Origin of the sequence: Cupriavidus pinatubonensis, assembly GCF_019602855.1 — a bacterium.
Classification (GTDB): Bacteria; Pseudomonadota; Gammaproteobacteria; order Burkholderiales; family Burkholderiaceae; genus Cupriavidus; species Cupriavidus pinatubonensis.
Genome location: NZ_CP080769.1, coordinates 347,763 through 365,935, shown reverse-complemented (window position 1 = coordinate 365,935; position 18,173 = coordinate 347,763). Strand labels below are relative to the sequence as shown.

Here is an 18,173-nt window from a genome sequence, read left to right as displayed (position 1 = left end):
CGGAAATAGGACGGTCTCCGCAGCTAGGCATGGAGCCTGAGGCGCTGGGAATTTCGAGGTAATGGGGTTTTAACTTCGCCAGACTCGCGTCTACTCTCGGATCTTCGCGAGCAATGAGCAACGAGTCGAGGGCTGGGTGGACGAGGAGTTTGAGAGTCTGGATCTTGGTGAGCCGCGGCGGGATCGGCGCGCCAAGGAGTTGCTCAAGCGGTTTGCGGCTCTGCCTACAGCGAGCATCCCCGGCGCATGCGATGACTGGTCGCAAACCATCGCGGCGTATTGGTTTCTCGGCAATGAGCAGATCGATTGGCGGGACTTGATGCCGCCGCCACGCTGTACGTGGTGGCTTTCCTAAAAAAAAAGCTCGGTTGACGGGCGCGTTCGAGCCGGAACCTAGTTGCTCGCGCACAGCGCGTTTCACCGCCGGAACTGCTGAGGCGATACTGCGCCGGGTCGCTTGATTTTCACCAAGTCCGGTGAGCGGATGCATGCACAGCGACAGGATTGGTTGCTTTTTGTTAAAGGGGGTCACCGGGGTGGTCGCGAGCGCAGGCAAAAGCCTGCGGTGTTGGAGCAAGCCCTAATTAAATGAAGCCCGTAATCCCACGGAAACACCGCCCGCTCTTCGATCATGAGGCTTTATGGTGGCGCCTTGGCTAACTCGCCAAACCGCCATATCGCTTCTTAATGCTGCCACCAAAAGCGAACACAGAACGAATATCTTGGGCCCAAAAGGCACCAGTACAACGCTATGCATCGTGTTTAGACCTCGCGCAACCGACTCCAACGATGCAATTATTGAGGTCGGAGCGGTGATATCATAATCTAACACATGACCCTTTGGTATTTCCGACAGCAATAACTCGTTAGCGCAGTCGACTTCAGGGCGGTACGCCTCAATAGGAGAGGTAGGTGCAAATGCCCATACTTCACCTGCCTGTAGGAACTCTACAACTCCTAGCGCTTGATCCTGCTCATATCCTAGGCCGAGCACGGCCGCCGTCGAGTTATACCCTCCTTGCGACCATCCGGCGAACGCCGGGTGAGCCGGGCCCACGACAGTATTGGGGCGTCGATCGGCAATAGGCTTCTCGAAGCTCGCCAAAGAGTATGCGAAATCGACTGTCAAGGGAGACTTGATGTCGCTTGCGGCATCAAATATTGATCGCACAATGGATGCGAGTCGGAAGCGGCTAAAACAAGATATGTCGACGAAGATATGACGTGATTCATCCTTGCTTAAGGAATATAGTGACTTTCTAAATGCTAGCTCAAATTCGGTATCCGATAAATTTTCGATTATGGTTGCACCGATGGCTTCAAACCGTAATTTATTCCCCGCGTACGCTAATTGCTGACCGTGATCGAAACCAAATGCTACTGCCTTTCTTTGCGCGATCTGCGGCAGAGAAGAGAATTCAATCGCCCTAGATTCGAAGCCTAAAGCAAATGCAGCCAGATCGTAGCTTTCATTTAGTTCGGTTTCTGGGTCTATATTTCTAAAGCTTGGGCGAAGGTTCTTCATGTGAATAGCCCCATTTGTTGAGGTCTTCCATCTTCGATGCTATTTGAAATAGCGTTGGAAATTCCGAATTTATTGAGCTGCCCTATTTGCTTTCGTAAAATCGTAGAAAGCTTCCTACTCTTCCCGCGTCTCATTGGTAAATTGAAATGAGGGGCCAAAAGATGTACTATACGAAACGTTTTGCCGATCGGAGAAACTAGAGTGTAATTCACGTCCTCGTCATTAAATATGACGACTGCTCCGATATTTAGAGCAGCCATGACAAGTTTCTGAATTTGCTCCGGAGTTCCCTGGTCGACGGTAAATGCTAAAACAGGGTCGGCTGTAAACTCATGGCCCAGTGCACTGTGCTCAAAAAATTTCGCGATGATGGATATCAGATCATAAAGACCCAAAGTCTCATCCCCTTTATCGGATTTTTCAACTGGTATCGCGTTGATCCAAGCAAGGAACTTTCGCCCGGAAGTTTCTAATTCCTGTGTCTGTTGCTCGCGTGTTAGAGCCTTGCCGCTAGGGCTTTGCCGCCAACGCAATAGTAGCCGCGAAGCTATGCCGCTGAACCAGCGGGGATTTCCTTCGGTTGCCGTACATATCGCCTCCCATCCAGAGAAGACTTCGGGGGGCGCTCGTTTGAGAACCTTTCTGGCTAAGGTATTGCCCGGCCCATCCTTCTTTGCACCAGCAAAATAAGCATTACGAAACCCTACGAGCGGGGCAACTTTACGCACCACAGAGTTCATCTTATCTCTAGACGTTGCATCAAGTGCAGACGTCCTGATTCCATTTCGTCGCAAATAAACGGCAAAGGAAGGATCTTTGCGCTCCAGTTCTTGAAAATCGTTTCGCCATGGGCTTGTCTCGTGATAACGTCTGGGCCCGTGGCTCATTTCTTGGTTGGAGTATTGAAACCTCGAACGTTGTAGGACCGTTTGAGGAAGAAAATTCTCAGCAGGCGTGCCTGCAGCATGCTTCTCCCACAGGCGCTGGCAAAATGATTCTCTTTCACGCTGATCCGTATACCAAAGTGGAATTGCATCGTAATCGTTCCCTGCCGACGCTGCACCTTCGGAATTAAGGAGACCAGATGCGTCATTTGACGGGCTGATTGCTAGTTTGAAAACGAACCGCTGGTCTGTTGATCGCAGGTACTGAAATAAGTCCTTTTGTATCGATTGAGGCGCGATCTCCAATTCGTCAAAACATAGTGCCCAACGTGCCGTATACAAACCAGTTACCGCCACAAAACGTTCAGAGATTTCCCTGGCTGCACCGAGAAGATTTAGGTTAAGCAGTCGGAGCACATACTCGGAAAACTGATTCCGTGATCGAGTTGAACCAAGTTGAGCAAGTTCCTCCACTAGAGCGACTTTCAGTCCATCTAGTGATGGTACACCCAAAGGAAGTCGCCAGACCTCTGCAAGGGCAATACAAAGTTCCACCTCCTTTTCTCGAGGAAGATGGACTTTTGTGGAGGCACCTCCATGATCATTTCGCGGGCGATCTCGTGTAATTTGCAGAAGACATGTAATAAAAGCCTCTCTAAAGTGAGACAAAAACACAGCGTTAGTGAACGGCGCCTCGTCTAAATCGATAAGGCTTTCAGCTTTACTATCGACTTGAATTTTCCAATTAACGTCGGCTGGGGTAAAAACACCCCAGTAGTCAATGCTGCTGCGGGCCCTCTCAGCCTCATCCCCTTGCCAAGCGGCGAGTGCCTTCGGCTGCAGCATTTTGAGCAGATGCGTTTTCCCGCTTCCTCGCGGGCCAACAAGCAAAGAGTTTCTTAATCCAATGAGTTCCCAGAATTTCCCGGAAGGGACAAATTGGCTTGCGACTTCCTCTGGATTAATATGCCTGGCGTTATATGCACCAAAGAAAGGCGATGCTATCTCATTTTTCATACGGCACGCCCCACTTGTGTCAATTTCCCTTCGCTATCTCGGTGTAGCTTTATCTGAGCAGAAGCTAACAGCTTCTCGAGTTGAGAAAAATGTTTTGGTGTCATGAACTGCACGTCGGGGACAACTTGCAGTACTTCAGTCCAGCTTTTGTAATCTGGTCCATCCTTCAACAGGCCCGTGATTTGATCTGAGATTGCTCTGGGCAAGAACTTCGATCCAAAACCGCATTGCGGCGGAAAACCGTCTTCCTCCTCATAGGCTGGTCGCTTTTGCCAGCCGCCTGTTATGGTCCAACTCCACGTTTCGATGGTGCCAGCAAGTGGTTGTGGTAAGGAGTGGTCGACAACAACGTCGAGGATGTGGAACTGATTCAACTTCCCAGGAATCTGTGCGGAAAAACTTGATGCACCGACAACTACGCAATCAGGGTCTCTGGAATGTTCCAGGTTTGGGGTATGGCGATGTCCATGAAGAACCAGCCATGGGGATACGGTTGTACTGGTCAACATATTAAGAAGCTCCCCACCTTTCTGCATGAATTCGCTGTCAGGTGCGTTGCCCCAAAGTCCCTTGAGAGGACGAACGTGATGATGACAGAGCAGAATATTGAGATCCGCATGTTCCATCGCTAGCAATTTTTTTTCAATTGCTTCAATAGTCCGCTTCGACACTCTGCCATGCTGCTCTTCGCCGGAGCTTCCACCATGGTATGCGCTTGTATTGAGTACTAATATGCGGATCCCGGGAAGAGGCTCGAGTATTGCAAAATTTCTGGCCCAGAAATGGTTAGACAGGTCATCAGACTCAAAAGGAAACTGAGGCTGTATAGTTTGAAGAGACCCCTTCGGGTCTGGGTCTTCGGCAGAATCGATATGTCGAGAATTCAGATCATGATTTCCACACGTGGCGATTAGTTCTTTCGCCGCCATGGCCGATGCAATATCATGGAGCTTGGTCCATGCATATTGAAAGCCTCGAAAATCTGCTTTATCGCAAATATCGCCAGCGCAGATGACGAGATCAACCGCCAAAGACTCTCTATTAATCAGTTCCGCTAAACTTGAGAATGGGTCCGGGTCAGAGATGCGCGGACTAGTTGGAAGATAAGAAACTCCACTTTTTCCACTCTCGGGGTGGTACGCGTGCAGGTCACTAAGGAGGGCCAGTCGAACGCGACTTTTTGTGGTTTCCATACATTAAAAATTGTACGCAAGAATTTCGCGGGCAGTTCGTCGTGAATGCGTAAAACCTGCGACGCTCCGAGTGACAGCTATTTTCTTGACCGTCCAGCCGCTCAAATTTATCGAAAGTTCCTCATGCTCTTTAAAGGAAAGCAATATCTTGACGCGTCGCTTGGTAAGCTCTCGACAAATGCTAATAAGTCTCTGCAGGTCTGGGGCTTGAAACGCTCCTTTGTAGCTATACTCTCCTCGGAATCTAGTGCCATCGCTGTATGGGGGGTCCAAGTATATAAAGTCACCTTCTCGCGCTTCCCCAATGGTGGTGGCGAAGTCGCCGCACACTAGTTTGGTGTTTTTCAGTTGGTTCGAGACTGATATGAGGTCCTCAGCAGAGGGAAGGGCATAGAAATGACTTCCTAAAGGAACATTGAACTTTCCATTCCGGTTCGTTCGATAGACGCCATTGAAGCATGCCTTCATCAGGAAAATCAGACGCGCCGCGCGCTGACTCTCGGTCAATAATTCTGGCTTTAGTTCTCGAAGGGTGTAATATGCTTCTTTCGTCTTCGGTATAGAGGAAAGGTAGTCGCAAACTTCCTTTGCAGAGTCTCTAATGGCGGAATACGTGGCGACAACCTCGGGATTGAGATCGCCGAGCACTGCCACATCAGGTAACAGATCAAAATATAGTACGGCGGAGCCCGCGAACGGCTCGATATACCGCTCAAAAGAAGGCGGAGAGACGCCACGCAAGGTGGTCAGCACTTTGCGCTTGCTTCCTGCCCACCGAAGAATTGGATCCATTGATGGTTGTAGAGGTGAAGAAGGCCCTTCGGCCAGGTTCTTGGTCGGGTGCGCCATTGTAATGATTTCTGACCTAGCATCGTGCGCCAGCCGCCATCTAACCCTGAGAAAAGTGCTTTTTTGTATACATAACAGTTGCATCGATGTGTCACGGGAGCGCATGGATCTCATGAGACGGAGGAGGAGAGCTACCGGGTTATTTAACATAAGACCCGTACTGCCAAAATCGCTGTCTGTCGGCCTGTCAAGGGCGGTAGACGAATCCATTCAGCTTCATGTTGAGGCCTGAGGGGCCACCTTCGCGGAGGCGCATCTGAGACGGGTCGGACCAGAGGGGCGGCGCTGAGGAGCACAAGGATGGGTTCTGAATGATGAGAGAGGCTGGAACATTGAGGCGCCGATTTGCTCTCAGTCAACGGCACCTCGTGCACGACCAGGACTAAACTCATGACCAGCCTCAAAATAACGCCCTTTGGCGCAGCGGACGAAGATGGAAGAATATTCCTAGCCCCACGCTGCGATAGGCCACGCAAAGTGGACGTTCCTCCCAGCATTGCGAGATCGCTCGCCGCTATTCTTATCGCACAGGGGTGCTTCCTGAGCGAAGCCGAACGTCATAGCGGACTATTCAAGGCGGTCACATCCCGCGGGTGTGACATGCTGGGAATCGGAGACACTATTAACAGGACGCACGGACTGGAATTGATTGTGTCGGAGTTGGAGCTGGCCAATTACCGTAGGGGGTTGAGGCCAACGATCGCAGGACGTCAGGCGGTTGAGCGGTTTTCGATATGAACAGCAAGCAACGCCGTAAAGCATATCGAAATAGCCCCTACCAGATTGAAACTACGTGGACATTTCGGGGCGCGCGCGTGACCATCACCCGCATAGCAAGCCCCACCGCGGTCATTGTTGAATTTGAAGGGGCCGGAGCGCGTACGCATGTCCCAACGCGTGCGCTGGAGCCACATAGTCCCACCGTGGAAGTGTGCCGCCCGACGGGGACCCAGTGTATCCCCTGAACCCTAGCGTTTTAGTACAGCCCCCTATGTGTGCGCTACCGTGGCCCAGCCATGTTGCATAGGGCCGGCTTGCCTTGAGCATGTGGAACGCTTACGCGCCAGCTGCTGGCCACCTAGCGCATGGCGCCGTGCGAACGCGAGGTGGGGGGACGGCAAAGACTGAGCGGGCGGACGGGAACCCGGATCCGGGCGAAATTGGCTCCCTACGGCTGCCCCTGAAAGGCGCCGAAGCGACGGGTGCTTCGATCTGACGCCGCCTTTGACCCTACCGCCGCCGGTGCTCTGCTATGGCAACGCGCAAGAGCTGCGCCGGGCTTCGGACAGTGCTGTACGATCTGAGCTACCCACAAGGATGGATATTTTAAATGGCGACTTACGAGCAGCTCATCGCAGAGAAAGAAGCGTTGGAAGCAAAACTGGCGGAAATCCGCGCGAGCGAACTCCCTGGTGTCTTCGAGAAAATCCGCACTCTTGTTGTAAAGTATGACCTGACTGCGGACGACATCGCAAAAAAGCAGAGTCGTAGTCGACCCTCCGGCGTAGCCGCGACGCCGACGAAGGCTAAGGCTGAATTGCCACCAAAATACTTGGACCCGAAGACTGGAAAAACTTGGTCTGGCCGTGGTCGTGCTCCTGCCTGGCTGGGCGACAACCCTAAGCGATTCCTGATTGCAGAGGAGTGACGGGCGCTGCGTGCAGGGGTGGACTTGATGAGGGGTTGCTTTCGAGCTTCGCCTGATACCAAACCTTCGCACGAAGTTGGATGACAGACTTATCTCTTCGGGCGAGTCTAGTTCAAGGGCTGAAAAGTCATTGTTGCCGGCGGCAAAAGTTTGGCCTTAGTGCAGCCCTCTGCAAGGGCGCCCGTTAGGACGGTGCCAACAAGGTCAGTGGTGATATGGCGGCCGTGATGCTTCTGAGCGACGGCCACAGACCGCACAACAACGGCTCGTCGTATTGCTCTGTAGAGGCACATCCCACCACCGGGGCAGCTATGCAGCCGGCCCGTAGTTTGTCCAAGTCGATTTCCGCCTGTGCATAGATGGCGCACATCCTCGGTGCATACAGATAGAATGTATTCGTTCCATCGCTTTTCGACGTCCCTAATGCGTTCTCCGGCAGGCAAGTAGGGGCCATAAGCAATCCGGATGAACCGAATGGATCAGGACGTAATATTCATTACCCGTCGGACCTATTGGTTTGACGATGCCGATGGCATTCCCCTGGCGGAATGGATCGCCGTGGTCGACAACGCCCCGGGGTTTCGCGCATTCGGGCAAGCCGACGGCAGCTGACAGGCGAAACGCCCATGCACTGGGCCGAATTCATCGGCGTGGAAGGCGGAGCCTGGTTTGCCTTCGACCGGGGCAATATCGTCATCCGGGAGCCAGCGCCCGGGCTGCATAGGAAAATATTGGAAGTCCCCACTCAGCTCGGAGCGACCGTGCAGACCTACGCAGGCGAGCGATGGGACTTGCCAGCCCGCATGCCGGGCGCGCCGGAGGTCAGCGCGGCGCCGGACGGTCGGCGGTCATGGGGCGTGGCCATCCCAAGGCGAACTGCGGCGGCGGGCATGGGCGTTCTGGGCCTCTGTCTGTCGCTCGTGGCGGATTCCGGCTGGTGGGAGATTGCCGGCATCTTTGTGTCCACGTTCGGCCTCTACCAGTTCATGGCCGGCTTCCCGTAGCACCGGTCGTCTCGCGCAACCGGCGTAACAAGAAGGTGCGCAACCGGACAAGTCCAATTCGGCGAGCGATTCCGTGCATCGAATTCGTCTGCTGATTCGGCGCAACGCATATCTATATCCCGACATCTTCGTTCCCGTGCAACGGCTCCATCCGTAATCTGACGGTTCGCACATCACCGCAATCGCGCGGCACGACAAACCGAGCCATGACATCGAGCATTTCCAAGCCAGTTCTCGCGGGACACGGCGCCACGGCATCCACGCCATCCACGTCACCCGTTTCCCTGGCCGCCACGGCCCTGCGCGCGCATGTCGACTTGCGCCGCACGGGACTTGCCATCCTTTCGTGGGTCGCGCCGGCACTGGTGCTGGCGGTGTGGGAGATGCTTTCGCGTGCCGGGTACATCGAGCCGCAGGTGCTTCCTGCGCCCAGCCGCGTGGCCATGACAGCTTGGGAAATGATGCGCGATGGCTCGTTGTTCCTGCACCTCGGCTACAGCCTCGCGCGCGCGGCCCTCGGCTTTGCGATCGGCGGCTCACTCGGACTTGCGCTGGGCATCCTGGTGGGCTTTTCTCCACTGGCCGAAGCGTTGTTCGACCGCTCGGTGCAGATGGTGCGAGCGGTGCCATTCCTTGCTCTGCTGCCGCTCGTCATCATTTGGTTTGGGGTGGAGGAGAGCGGCAAGATCTTCCTCGTCTCGCTCGCCGTGCTGTTTCCGATCTACATCAACACGGTGCTTGGCATCCGGCAGGTGGACCCGAAATTGCTCGAAGTGGGCAGGGTGACAGGCCTGAGCCGCATCGGCCAAATCCGGAAAATCATTCTGCCGGGCGCCATGCCATCGATTTTGACCGGCGTGCGCTATGCACTGGCGGTGTCATGGCTGGCGCTGGTGATTGCGGAGACAATCGCCACGACCAAGGGCATCGGCTTCCTGGCGATGGATGCCCGTGAATTCTTGCAGACCAACGTGATCGTGTTGACGCTGCTGATTTATGCAGCGATCGGCGTCGGCGCAGACGCTCTCGCGCGCCTGCTGGAGCGCAGGCTGCTCGCGTGGCACCCCAATTACGACGTTAGACGCGATAGCGAGGGGGTACGGTGATGGCCGGGACAGAGCAGGGCGCCGGGCAGGCAGCTAGCGGTGGCGCGGCCGTTGTCGTGCGAGGACTCGTGCGACGGTACAGCGGCCGTGCGGTGGTCGACAACCTCGACTTGCGCATTGAGACTGGCGAGTTCGTTGCACTCCTGGGTGAGAGCGGTTGCGGCAAGACCACGCTCCTGCGTGCGCTGGCCGGACTCGACCGGATTGATGCCGGTCACGTGGACGGGCCCGCGCAGCCCGCCGTCGTGTTCCAGGAGCACCGCCTGATGCCATGGATGTCCCTGTGGCGGAACGTGGCACTCGGAATTGCCGACGACACAGGCCGCCCGCTGGCGGAGGCCGCGCTGCGCGAAGTCGGTCTGGGCGGCCGAGAGGAGGACCTGCCACGCCGGCTGTCAGGCGGTCAGGCGGCGCGCGTGGCACTGGCGCGCGCGTTGGTGCGCGAGCCCAAGCTGATGCTGCTCGATGAACCCTTCGCTGCGCTGGACGCGCTGACGCGGATCAAGATGCACGTCCTTGTGCGCGAACTCGTCGCGCGACACCGGCCGGGCGTGTTGCTGGTCACGCACGATGTTGACGAGGCCATCGCCATTGCCGACCGCATCCTCGTCATGCGTGGCGGGCGTATCGCCGCCTCATGGCATGTCGGCGAACACAATGGCAGTGCACTACGGGCGAGCCTGTTGCGCGAGCTTGGTGTCGAAACCGAAGTCGCCTGATCCTGCCCAGCCCCTTTCTCACAGGGCCGCGTCCGTCGTGGCCCTTCTCATTTTCTTTCCCTTCCGTCTTGCCATTTCACGAGGTCTCGATGACACAGCACTCGCCATTCTCTCTGACCCGACGCCGGCTGCTGCAGGGCGGCCTGGCCGTCGGCGCAACAGCCGGACTCTCACTGTCACATGGCGTGCTCGCGCAGGGCACCCGCAACACGGACAAGGTTCGCGTCGGATGGGGTCCCGGAGGTCTCCCACTCATCGCCCGCGAGCGTGGCGAGTTCGAAAAGAACCTGTCAGCCAAGGGCATCAAAGTGGAGTGGGTCGGTCCGTTCCCCAACCACGCGCCGTCGCTCCAGGCCGTGGTGGGCGGCAGCGCCGACTTCGGCTTCTGGGGCAGCACCACGCCCGCGCTCGCGGCAATGATCGCGGGATCGCCGCTTGTCTTCGCGCAGTTCAACGTCTACGGGCCGCGCAGCACGGCGATCATCGTCAAAAGGAACTCCGGCATCAACTCGGTGCGCGACCTGGTCGGCCGCAAGGTGGCGGTCAACCGTTCGGGCCTCGGCGAGTTCCTGCTGGTAGCTGCGCTGGAGAAGCATGGCGTTGACCGTTCGAAAGTTGAGTTCGTCTATCTGAATCCGCCAGATGCAGCGCCGGCGTTCGGCCAGGGCAAGGTCGATGCCTGGTCGATGTGGTCGCCGGGTGTGGATATCGCTCGCGACCAGTTCGACGCGAAGGACATCTTCTTCGAGGGCAAGGATCTCGACTTTCTGATCGATTATTCGTCGCTGGTTACTGCACGGCGCTTCGCGACCGACAACTCCGCGCTCGTCCGCGCGGTCATCGACGCCTACAAGATCGAAGGCAAGTGGATCGACGAACATCCGGTCGAGTCCGAAACCTTCGCGCAGAAGGAGGGCAAGTATGCCAACGCGGTGCGAGACCACCTGATCGCGCTGCGTCGCAAGAACGTCTTCTATGAGGGCAATGACCAGGCATTCCTGGCGGACTTCCAGCGGGCCGCCGACTGGCTTTCCGCGCGTCGCATCCTGACGAAGCAGGTCAAGGTGGCCGACTTCTCGGTGCGCGTCTGACGCCACGCCGCACCTCGCTTTCAACGGATCCGCTATGTCAGAAGCTCCTCAAGTTCGCCTGGGTGTCAACGTCCTTGCATCCGGACGGCACGATGCCGCCTGGAAGACGTTACCCGACGCTGCCACGCTCTCCACCGATATCGACGCCTTCATTCGCATCGCGCAAGTCGCCGAGCGCGGCAAGATCGATGCGCTATTCCTGGCCGACGGCCCCGGCGGCCTCGTCTCCGAGGCATTTCACCGCCCCTGGCGTGCGTTGGACCCGCTTACGTTGCACGCCGCGCTCAGTCACGCCACACGGCACATTGGCCTCGTGGTGACGACGTCAACCCTGTTTGGCCACCCGTACACGGTGGCGCGCCAGTTGGCATCGCTGGATCATGTCAGCAAGGGGCGCGCGGCCTGGAACATCATCACGAGCCAGGCACCGGTGGCCTTGGCGGCCTACGGCATTGAACACGGTTTTGACCAGCAGGCACGATACCAGCGGGCGACCGAGTTTGCCGAGATCGTCGTCCAGCTTTGGGATTCGCTGCCGCACCGCGCGGTCGTGGCCGATGCTGCGCGCCACGTCTACGTCGATAGGGACAGCCTGCGGCCCATCCAGTACCACGGCGCCCATTTTCGCAGCGCCGGCGCGCTGTCGACGCCAGTGACGCCACAGGGGCGCCCGGTGATCTTCCAGGCCGGCCAGTCGGACGACAGCAAGGCGTTCGGCGCGCGTTTCGCCGATGCGCTCTTTACTGGCCAGCGCAGCATCGAGAAAGGCAGGAAGTTCTATGCCGATGTGAAGACCCTCGCGCGTGGCTACGGGCGCAACCCCGATCATCTGCTCGTGATGCCAGGCCTGTTTCCGATCCTTGGCGACACCGAAGCCGAAGCACAGCGGCGCAAGCGCGAACTCGATGAGCGGCTCGATCACGACTTCCTGCGCGAGGAGTTGGCGCGCCACCTCGCGCTCGACCCATCCGACCTGCCATTGGACACGAAGCTGCCCTACGACAAGATCGCACAGGCCGAATCACGTGTGCCGATTGCCTCGCGCTGGCACCGGCAGGAAATCCTCAACGAGGCACGCGCCAACGACTGGACCGTGCGCCAGGCACTGGTGAGCAATATCACAGGCGGACACCGCGTAGTCGTCGGCGCGCCGGAGCAGGTGGCGGCCGATATCCTGCACTGGGTCGACACGCGCGCGGCCGATGGCTTCAATCTCAATATCGACGTGCAGACGAGCGGCCTGGAAGATGTGGTCGACCACCTTATTCCGGTGCTGCAGAAAGCCGGCAGATTCCGGACGGAGTACACGGGCACGACGCTTCGTGACCACCTCGGTTTGCCTCAGTACGTAGACCCGCGGGAGTCCCGCTATTCGCGGCGGCAAGAAGAGGCAAACCATGTCTGATACTGCCGCCATTGACCTGCTGCCGTGGAGTGACGTCACGCGTGAGCTTGGCTACGACGAACTGTTCCGTAAACTGGCAGCCGGAGCTGCCGCGAGGGATGTAGGGCATCGCCTTGCCTACGAAGAAGTCGCCGCCCTGAAGGCGTGCGGCTTCGGGGCGGTGCGCCTCGGAAAGGGAAACAGTGGCAAGGGCGTATCCCTGCCGGCGTTATTCGAACTCGTCCGCGATCTTGCTGCCGCCGACTCGAATCTGGCGCACATCTTCCGCAATCACTTCTTCGCGATCGAGCAGCACCTGCTGACTCCCGGCGAAGTCCTGTCATCCCGGATTCTGTCGCTGGCGGCCGACGGGAAAACGTTTGGCGTGGTCTTCAACGAACTCACGGGCGAGCCGGCCGGATCGCTTGCCCAGGTGCCATCCACGCGGCTCGAACCGGTGCCTGGCGAACCCGCCTGGCATGTGTCGGGCAGCAAGATCTATTCGACCGGGAATCTGTACTCCGACTACCTTTTTTCGAGCGCGGTGGAGCCGGAGCGCGGCACGATCCGGCAATTCCTCGTCGCGGCATCCGCGCCCGGAGTGAAGCTCGACGACGACTGGGACGGCTTTGGACAGAAGCTGACCGGCTCGGGGACCACGGTATTCGAGCGGGTGCGCATCCTGGATGCGGATCTGTTCGAGATGCCAGTGCGGAGCCGGGCCAGCAGTGACGACGGCAGCCCACCGTCTTACAGCTTTACGTTCCACCAGATCTACCTGACGACGGTCATCGCCGGCATCGTCGAGCGGATACTGGCGGACGCCATCGCGCTGGTCAAGGAGCGGCGCCGCAACTACTACCATGGGCTCGCGCCGCGCCCCGCGGATGAACCCGAACTGCAGGCAGCCGTCGGCCGGATCGCCGCGTACAGAAGCGCGGTGCGGGCGGTGACCGAGCGCGCGGTCCATGCGTTCGATGCGGCATGGCATGCCGCCGGGACGCCGGATGCGCACCGGCTCTCGCTGCGTTCGACGCTGGCTGCGTCGGAAGCAAAGGTCGTGACGGACGAGGTAGCGCCCACCATCGCCAGCCTGCTGATTGACGTGTCGAGCGGCAGCGGCGTCTCGGCGCAGGCCGCGCTCGACCGGCACTGGCGCAATATCAAGGTCATCGCCTCGCACAATCCGCGCCTGTACAAGGAGCGCGTGCTGGGCGACCACTACCTGAACGGCACGTTACCGCCGACGGGCGCCTTCTTCTAGGCGCAAGATGCACGGGTTGCGCGCGGCCAGCGACGACGGCGCCGCGCCCTGGCCGATCACCTGTCCACAGGGGTCAGGGGGCTCGTCGCTGCGGAGCGCTCCATGATCTGGGCAATGGCGATGCGCGCGGATTTTCGAACCTCAGGATCGCCGTCCTGCAATGCGGCTTCCAGCACCGCGAGTTCCTCAACGCTGCCCACCTCGCCTAGCGCCAGGGCGGCTTCCTTGCGTACATTGCTGATCGGATACGTCAGCAGTCGGGCCAACGCGTCGCCACTGGCGGGATCGCGCAGCCTTCCCAAGGCCCGCGCGGCCTGCAGCGTTACTTGCCAGTATGGGTCGTCGAGCGCTGTCTCCAGCGTCTGGCGGGCAGCGATCTGCCGCAGCTTGCCAAGCGTGGCGGCAGCTTCCTCCCGAACCTGCCAATGTTTGTCGTCGAGTGCCTGGAGCAACGTGGGAAGCACGCTGTCATTCGCTGCGAAGCCAAGTGCGCCGACCGCGGCACGTCGCACGTCCGCATTCCCGTCGTTGCGTGCGAGCGCTGCAAGCGCAGGGAGGGCAGGCGTGTGGCGCAGCCATCCGAGCACGCCGATCGCTTCGCGTCGTACCGCCGCGGCGGGATCAGCGAGTGCCGCGTGCGCAGGCCCCGCACTGTCGGGCAATCGCAGTTCCCGCAGCGCGCGAAGTATCGCGGCGCGTGCAGTGTCTCCGGCACCCGCCAGGCGCGGCAGCAGGCGTACGCCCAGCGCGGGCAGCTTCAGCGCCGACAAGCTCTCGGCCGCGGCTTCGCGGGTGGCGGCGTCACGATCGCCCAACGCATCGCACAAGGCGTCGATAGCATCGGGTGTTTCCCAGGCGGCAAGATACTCTGCCGCGGTGCGCCGCACGTCAGCGTCGGTATCCCGGCGTAAGGCCCGGAGCAGGAGCGGCTGTTGGCCCTCGTCCTCACTTTCTGCAGCGGCAATGACGGCCAGTCGTCGCACGGCGGGGTCGGCATCGGCAAAGCGAGAATCGGCGAACGGGACACTAGTGGCAACCGGAGAAGCGTTGGTGGTCATGGGGTCGGAGAGGTCGGTGCGAAGACGCGCCCGTCGTCCAGTGGACTGAGACGCGGCGCGGGCAGGGTGGGCTGGCGATGGCGCAGCAGCGCCAGCAGGTGTCGCTTGATGGCGATGAATTCGGGTTCGGTGACGAGGGCGCGCGATTCGGCACGTTCGCGTGGGCGGGCGAACGGCACGCGCAAGTCTTCGATGATGGTGCCGGGTCCGGGACTCATCACCAGGATGCGGTCGGCCAGGAACAGCGCTTCATCGATGTCGTGGGTGACGAACACGACCGTGGGCCGGTACTCGCTCCACACGTCGAGCAGCAACGCCTGCATCATCGCGCGTGTTTGCGCGTCGAGCGCGCCGAAAGGTTCATCCATCAGCAGCACGCGCGGCCCGGTAATCATGGCCCGGGCGATCTCCGCGCGCTGCTGCATGCCGCCCGATAGCTGGGATGGGTAGCGATCGGCAAAAGCAGCCAGCCCCACCCGTTCAAGCAGCTCACGGCCGCGGCGGCGGCGTTCTTCTTTGCCGATGCCCTGCATCTTGAGACCGAAGCCGACGTTGTCGAGCGTCTTGCGCCACGGAAATAATGTGTGTTGCTGGAACACGATGCCGCGCGCGGGATCGGGACCGTCAATCCTTGTGCCGTCCAGGGTCGCGCGGCCTTCAACCGGGACGATATGCCCGGCCAGTACGCCGAGCAAGGTCGACTTGCCGCAGCCTGAGGGGCCGAGGATGCAGACGAACTCGCCTGGCGCGATCGACACGTTGACGTCGCGCACCGCCGTGAAGCGCTGCGTACCGCTGCCCAGCGCGATGGACAGGGATTCGAGCGTGACGGCGCCTGGGCGGGTGACAAGGTGGGCAGTCGTCATCGCCCGCTCCCCGCTACCGCCAGCCAGGGCGTCGCGCGTTGCCCCACCAGCCTTACCAGCGCGCTGCTGCCCATTCCGAGCATGCCAATCACCAACATGCCGACAATAATGTCGGGATAGCGTTGCACCGTGTACGACTCCCATGTGTAATAGCCAATGCCAAACTGACCTGAAATCATCTCCGCCGTGACCAGGCAGAACCAGGACGTGCCCATGCCGATCGCCAGCCCGGTCACGATGCCCTGCGCGGCTCCGGGCAGCACCACCTCGCGCAGCACGGCGGCGCGCCCGGCGCTAAGGCTGCGCGCCGATGCCACCAGGCGCGGGTCAACCGACTCGGCACCGTGGATCGCGCCCAGCAAGATCGGGAAGAACGCCCCAGTGAAGGTGATGAAGATCATCGACAGCTCGGACGATGGAAACATCAGGATCGCCAGCGGGATCCACGCGACGGCCGGAATCGGTCGCAGCACTTCAAGCGGTGGCAACAGTATGACGCGCACCCATTGCGAGCGGCCGATCAGCAGGCCAAGCACCGTCGCGAGCAGCGCCGCGGACGCGTAGCCCCAGCCCACGCGCGACAGGCTGCTCGCCAGATGCTGGGCGAGCTTTGGGGATTGCAGCAGCGACCAGCCCGCGGCAAGCGTCTCGGCTGGCGTCGGCACGTTCTCGAACGTCACCACGCCAAGGTGCAGGCGATGCTGCGTGGCAAGGTGCCAGCAAAAAAGGCCAAACACCAGTGACGCCGCCTGCAAGGCGGTGCGGGCAGGGCGCTTTTTCGAGGCAAGCGATGCTACGGGTGCCGTGCGGGACAGCACATGTCTCGTCATCGCGGCTCCTGACGGGCGGCCAGTGTGACCGTTTGACGGGCGCCGGCAAAATCAACCACCTGCCCCGCATTCTGACTGGCCCACGCCTGGGCGCGCGCCTTGAGCAGGAAGGCGTTCAGGCGGCCATCCTTGTCGCGTGCGAACCACGCCTGATTGCCCAGCAGCTTGATGCCGGACTCGCGGTCCTGCGCATAGAACGCACGAATCTCTTTGCCATCGCGCTGGACGGCGGCCAGTGCCTGGAGGGCCGTCTCGGGCGATGCGTAGTTGCGCACGCGAGATTCTCCACGCACCCAGACCTGTGCCACGCGATCAAACTTGTCGATGCGTTTGCCGGTCACCGCGTCGTTGGCCTTGAGCGGCAGCGGGGCGTAGTCGCGCAGCGCTGCCTCGTAGTCCAGCTTCTCGGCCTGGAACGCGGCGCGCAGGTAACGATCGTCGATGAACGCGTCGACGTCGAGGTCGCCATCAGCGCGTTTGAGCAGCTTGAGCGTTTCGAACGATGTCTGCACGGCCTTGCGGTACTCCGGCTTCCAGGTCAAGTCACGCGTCTGCAGGCCGAGCGGCCCGTGGAACAGGTAGTTCACTTCGGGTTCGACGCCGGTCACCTTTGCGATCAGTTCGCTGTACTTCTCCGGTTCGGCAGCGATTAGCCGGTTCGCCTCGATCACCGCGCGCAGGTACGCGACGACGACTTCCGGGTACTTCTGCGCGTAGTCCTTCTGCACCAGTGACCCGTGGAAGGTGGCTGCCCTGGCTTGCGAGCCGTCATAGATCTTGCGCGCGAAGCCGCGGTACGGGAACAGTTCGGCGAACGGCACGAAATCGGCATGCGCCTCGATCTTGCGCGCCTGCAGGGCGGGGCCGGCAACCTCGGGAGCCTGGGCGATGATGTTGACGTCGCGATCCGGATCCCAACCCTGTGCAGCGATGGCACGCAGCAGCATACCGTGCGACGTCGACGCGAACGGCACCGAGATCGTCTTGCCCTTCAGGTCAGCCAGCGACTGCACCGGTGAGTCCACCGGCACCACGATGCCGTTGCCGCTACCTTGCGTGCTGCCCGACAACACGTTGATGAACAGGCTGCCCCTGCCAGCCTTCTGATTCGCCACGCCGTTGAGGATGCCCGGGAAGTCGGCCATCGACCCAAAGTCAAGCTTGCCAGCAACCATCTCGTTCGTGATCGGTGCGCCGCTGGTGAAGTTCTTCCACTGGATGTCGTAGACGGCATCCTTGTACTTGCCGTCGTGGGGCAGGTACTTCTCCAGCAGCTTCAGTTCGCGGATCAGCGCACCGCCTGCGGCGGTGTTGATCGTGGTGTCCTGCGTCCCGATGGCCACGCGGATGGTCTCCGCGCCTGCGGGATGGGCCGCAAGCAAAACGGTGCTGGTGAGCGCGAACAACAGCGGTCTTTTCATGTCACTTTCCTTTGGATCAAGCGGAAGGGCGGGGGCTTAATGAGGCTTAACGGGGGCTTCGTGCAGCTTCAACGCAGCAAGTAGGGAATGTCGACGTGGACTGCGCCGGTCGGACAGTCGCGCTCGCACGGCATGCAGTACCAGCACTCGTCAAACTTCATGAACGCCTTGCCGGTGACCGGATCGACGGCGAGCAGATCCATTGGGCAGACATCGATGCAGACCGTGCAGCCCTTGTCGGCAATGCACTTGTCTTCGTCAATCGTTACGGGAACGCTGGTGCGCGCATGCGCATCGCGTGGAACCAGGGCCAT

The 18,173-nt window shown here is 59.7% G+C and carries 18 protein-coding genes; 9 read left to right on the top strand and 9 right to left on the bottom strand.

Annotated features, from left to right (window positions below; all coding sequences use genetic code 11):
• Positions 1-136 precede the first annotated feature (136 nt).
• Complete coding sequence (locus K2O51_RS33530; protein WP_245001987.1) at positions 137-355, top strand: IS4/Tn5 family transposase DNA-binding protein; 219 nt, start codon at positions 137-139, stop codon at positions 353-355.
• A gap of 225 nt (positions 356-580) precedes the next feature.
• Here K2O51_RS33530 and K2O51_RS33525 read toward each other — a convergent pair whose 3' ends face one another.
• The 4 genes from K2O51_RS33525 to K2O51_RS33510 are packed head-to-tail and all read right to left on the bottom strand — an operon-like array spanning position 581 to position 5,468.
• A complete protein-coding gene (locus K2O51_RS33525; RefSeq protein WP_220631942.1) occupies positions 581-1,525 on the bottom strand; it encodes a hypothetical protein in 945 nt (314 codons plus the stop codon).
• The gene (locus K2O51_RS33520; RefSeq protein WP_220631941.1) at positions 1,522-3,426 is read right to left on the bottom strand and encodes an ORC-CDC6 family AAA ATPase; all 1,905 of its coding nucleotides are present in this window, start codon (positions 3,424-3,426) and stop codon (positions 1,522-1,524) included. The genes K2O51_RS33525 and K2O51_RS33520 overlap by 4 nt, the downstream gene beginning before the upstream one ends.
• On the bottom strand, positions 3,423-4,619 hold the full coding sequence (locus K2O51_RS33515; RefSeq protein ID WP_220631940.1) for a metallophosphoesterase family protein: 1,197 nt from the start codon (positions 4,617-4,619) through the stop codon (positions 3,423-3,425). Before K2O51_RS33515 ends, K2O51_RS33520 begins: the two co-directional genes overlap by 4 nt.
• A 3-nt stretch (positions 4,620-4,622) precedes the next feature.
• Positions 4,623-5,468, bottom strand: a complete 846-nt coding sequence (locus K2O51_RS33510) for a DNA adenine methylase (protein ID WP_220631939.1) — start codon at positions 5,466-5,468, stop codon at positions 4,623-4,625.
• 1,330 nt (positions 5,469-6,798) lie between these two features.
• On the opposite strand from K2O51_RS33510, the gene K2O51_RS33505 reads away from it, so the two are divergent.
• The 8 genes from K2O51_RS33505 to K2O51_RS33470 all read left to right on the top strand — a co-directional run bounded on the left by K2O51_RS33505 (position 6,799) and on the right by K2O51_RS33470 (position 13,684).
• A complete protein-coding gene (locus K2O51_RS33505; RefSeq protein ID WP_220631938.1) occupies positions 6,799-7,116 on the top strand; it encodes an H-NS histone family protein in 318 nt (105 codons plus the stop codon).
• A 474-nt stretch (positions 7,117-7,590) separates the two neighbouring features.
• The gene (locus K2O51_RS33500) at positions 7,591-7,728 is read left to right on the top strand and encodes a hypothetical protein (RefSeq protein WP_220631937.1); all 138 of its coding nucleotides are present in this window, start codon (positions 7,591-7,593) and stop codon (positions 7,726-7,728) included.
• 14 nt (positions 7,729-7,742) lie between these two features.
• The gene (locus tag K2O51_RS33495; protein WP_220631936.1) at positions 7,743-8,120 is read left to right on the top strand and encodes a hypothetical protein; all 378 of its coding nucleotides are present in this window, start codon (positions 7,743-7,745) and stop codon (positions 8,118-8,120) included.
• A gap of 206 nt (positions 8,121-8,326) precedes the next feature.
• On the top strand, positions 8,327-9,226 hold the full coding sequence (locus tag K2O51_RS33490; RefSeq protein ID WP_220631935.1) for an ABC transporter permease subunit: 900 nt from the start codon (positions 8,327-8,329) through the stop codon (positions 9,224-9,226).
• Complete coding sequence (locus tag K2O51_RS33485; protein ID WP_220631934.1) at positions 9,226-9,945, top strand: ABC transporter ATP-binding protein; 720 nt, start codon at positions 9,226-9,228, stop codon at positions 9,943-9,945. Before K2O51_RS33490 ends, K2O51_RS33485 begins: the two co-directional genes overlap by 1 nt.
• Positions 9,946-10,034: 89 nt before the next feature.
• Positions 10,035-11,036 (top strand): NrtA/SsuA/CpmA family ABC transporter substrate-binding protein, encoded by a 1,002-nt coding sequence (locus K2O51_RS33480; protein WP_220631933.1) that lies wholly within the window; start codon positions 10,035-10,037, stop codon positions 11,034-11,036.
• Between the two features lie 34 nt (positions 11,037-11,070).
• Positions 11,071-12,441: an NtaA/DmoA family FMN-dependent monooxygenase gene (locus tag K2O51_RS33475; protein ID WP_220631932.1), complete on the top strand. Its 1,371-nt coding sequence runs from the start codon at positions 11,071-11,073 to the stop codon at positions 12,439-12,441.
• A complete protein-coding gene (locus tag K2O51_RS33470) occupies positions 12,434-13,684 on the top strand; it encodes an acyl-CoA dehydrogenase family protein (RefSeq protein WP_220631931.1) in 1,251 nt (416 codons plus the stop codon). Before K2O51_RS33475 ends, K2O51_RS33470 begins: the two co-directional genes overlap by 8 nt.
• 56 nt (positions 13,685-13,740) lie before the next feature.
• Here K2O51_RS33470 and K2O51_RS33465 read toward each other — a convergent pair whose 3' ends face one another.
• The 5 genes from K2O51_RS33465 to K2O51_RS33445 form a co-directional block, all read right to left on the bottom strand.
• Positions 13,741-14,742 carry a HEAT repeat domain-containing protein gene (locus tag K2O51_RS33465; protein WP_220631930.1) on the bottom strand — a complete coding sequence of 334 codons (1,002 nt, stop codon included), beginning with the start codon at positions 14,740-14,742 and terminating at the stop codon, positions 13,741-13,743.
• Positions 14,739-15,608, bottom strand: a complete 870-nt coding sequence (locus tag K2O51_RS33460; RefSeq protein ID WP_220631929.1) for an ABC transporter ATP-binding protein — start codon at positions 15,606-15,608, stop codon at positions 14,739-14,741. Before K2O51_RS33460 ends, K2O51_RS33465 begins: the two co-directional genes overlap by 4 nt.
• Positions 15,605-16,438, bottom strand: coding sequence for an ABC transporter permease (locus K2O51_RS33455; RefSeq protein ID WP_220631928.1), 834 nt, complete (start codon positions 16,436-16,438; stop codon positions 15,605-15,607). The genes K2O51_RS33460 and K2O51_RS33455 overlap by 4 nt, the downstream gene beginning before the upstream one ends.
• Positions 16,435-17,859, bottom strand: a complete 1,425-nt coding sequence (locus tag K2O51_RS33450) for an ABC transporter substrate-binding protein (protein ID WP_220631927.1) — start codon at positions 17,857-17,859, stop codon at positions 16,435-16,437. Before K2O51_RS33450 ends, K2O51_RS33455 begins: the two co-directional genes overlap by 4 nt.
• 68 nt (positions 17,860-17,927) lie before the next feature.
• On the bottom strand, positions 17,928-18,173 hold the full coding sequence (locus K2O51_RS33445) for a 4Fe-4S dicluster domain-containing protein (protein WP_220631926.1): 246 nt from the start codon (positions 18,171-18,173) through the stop codon (positions 17,928-17,930).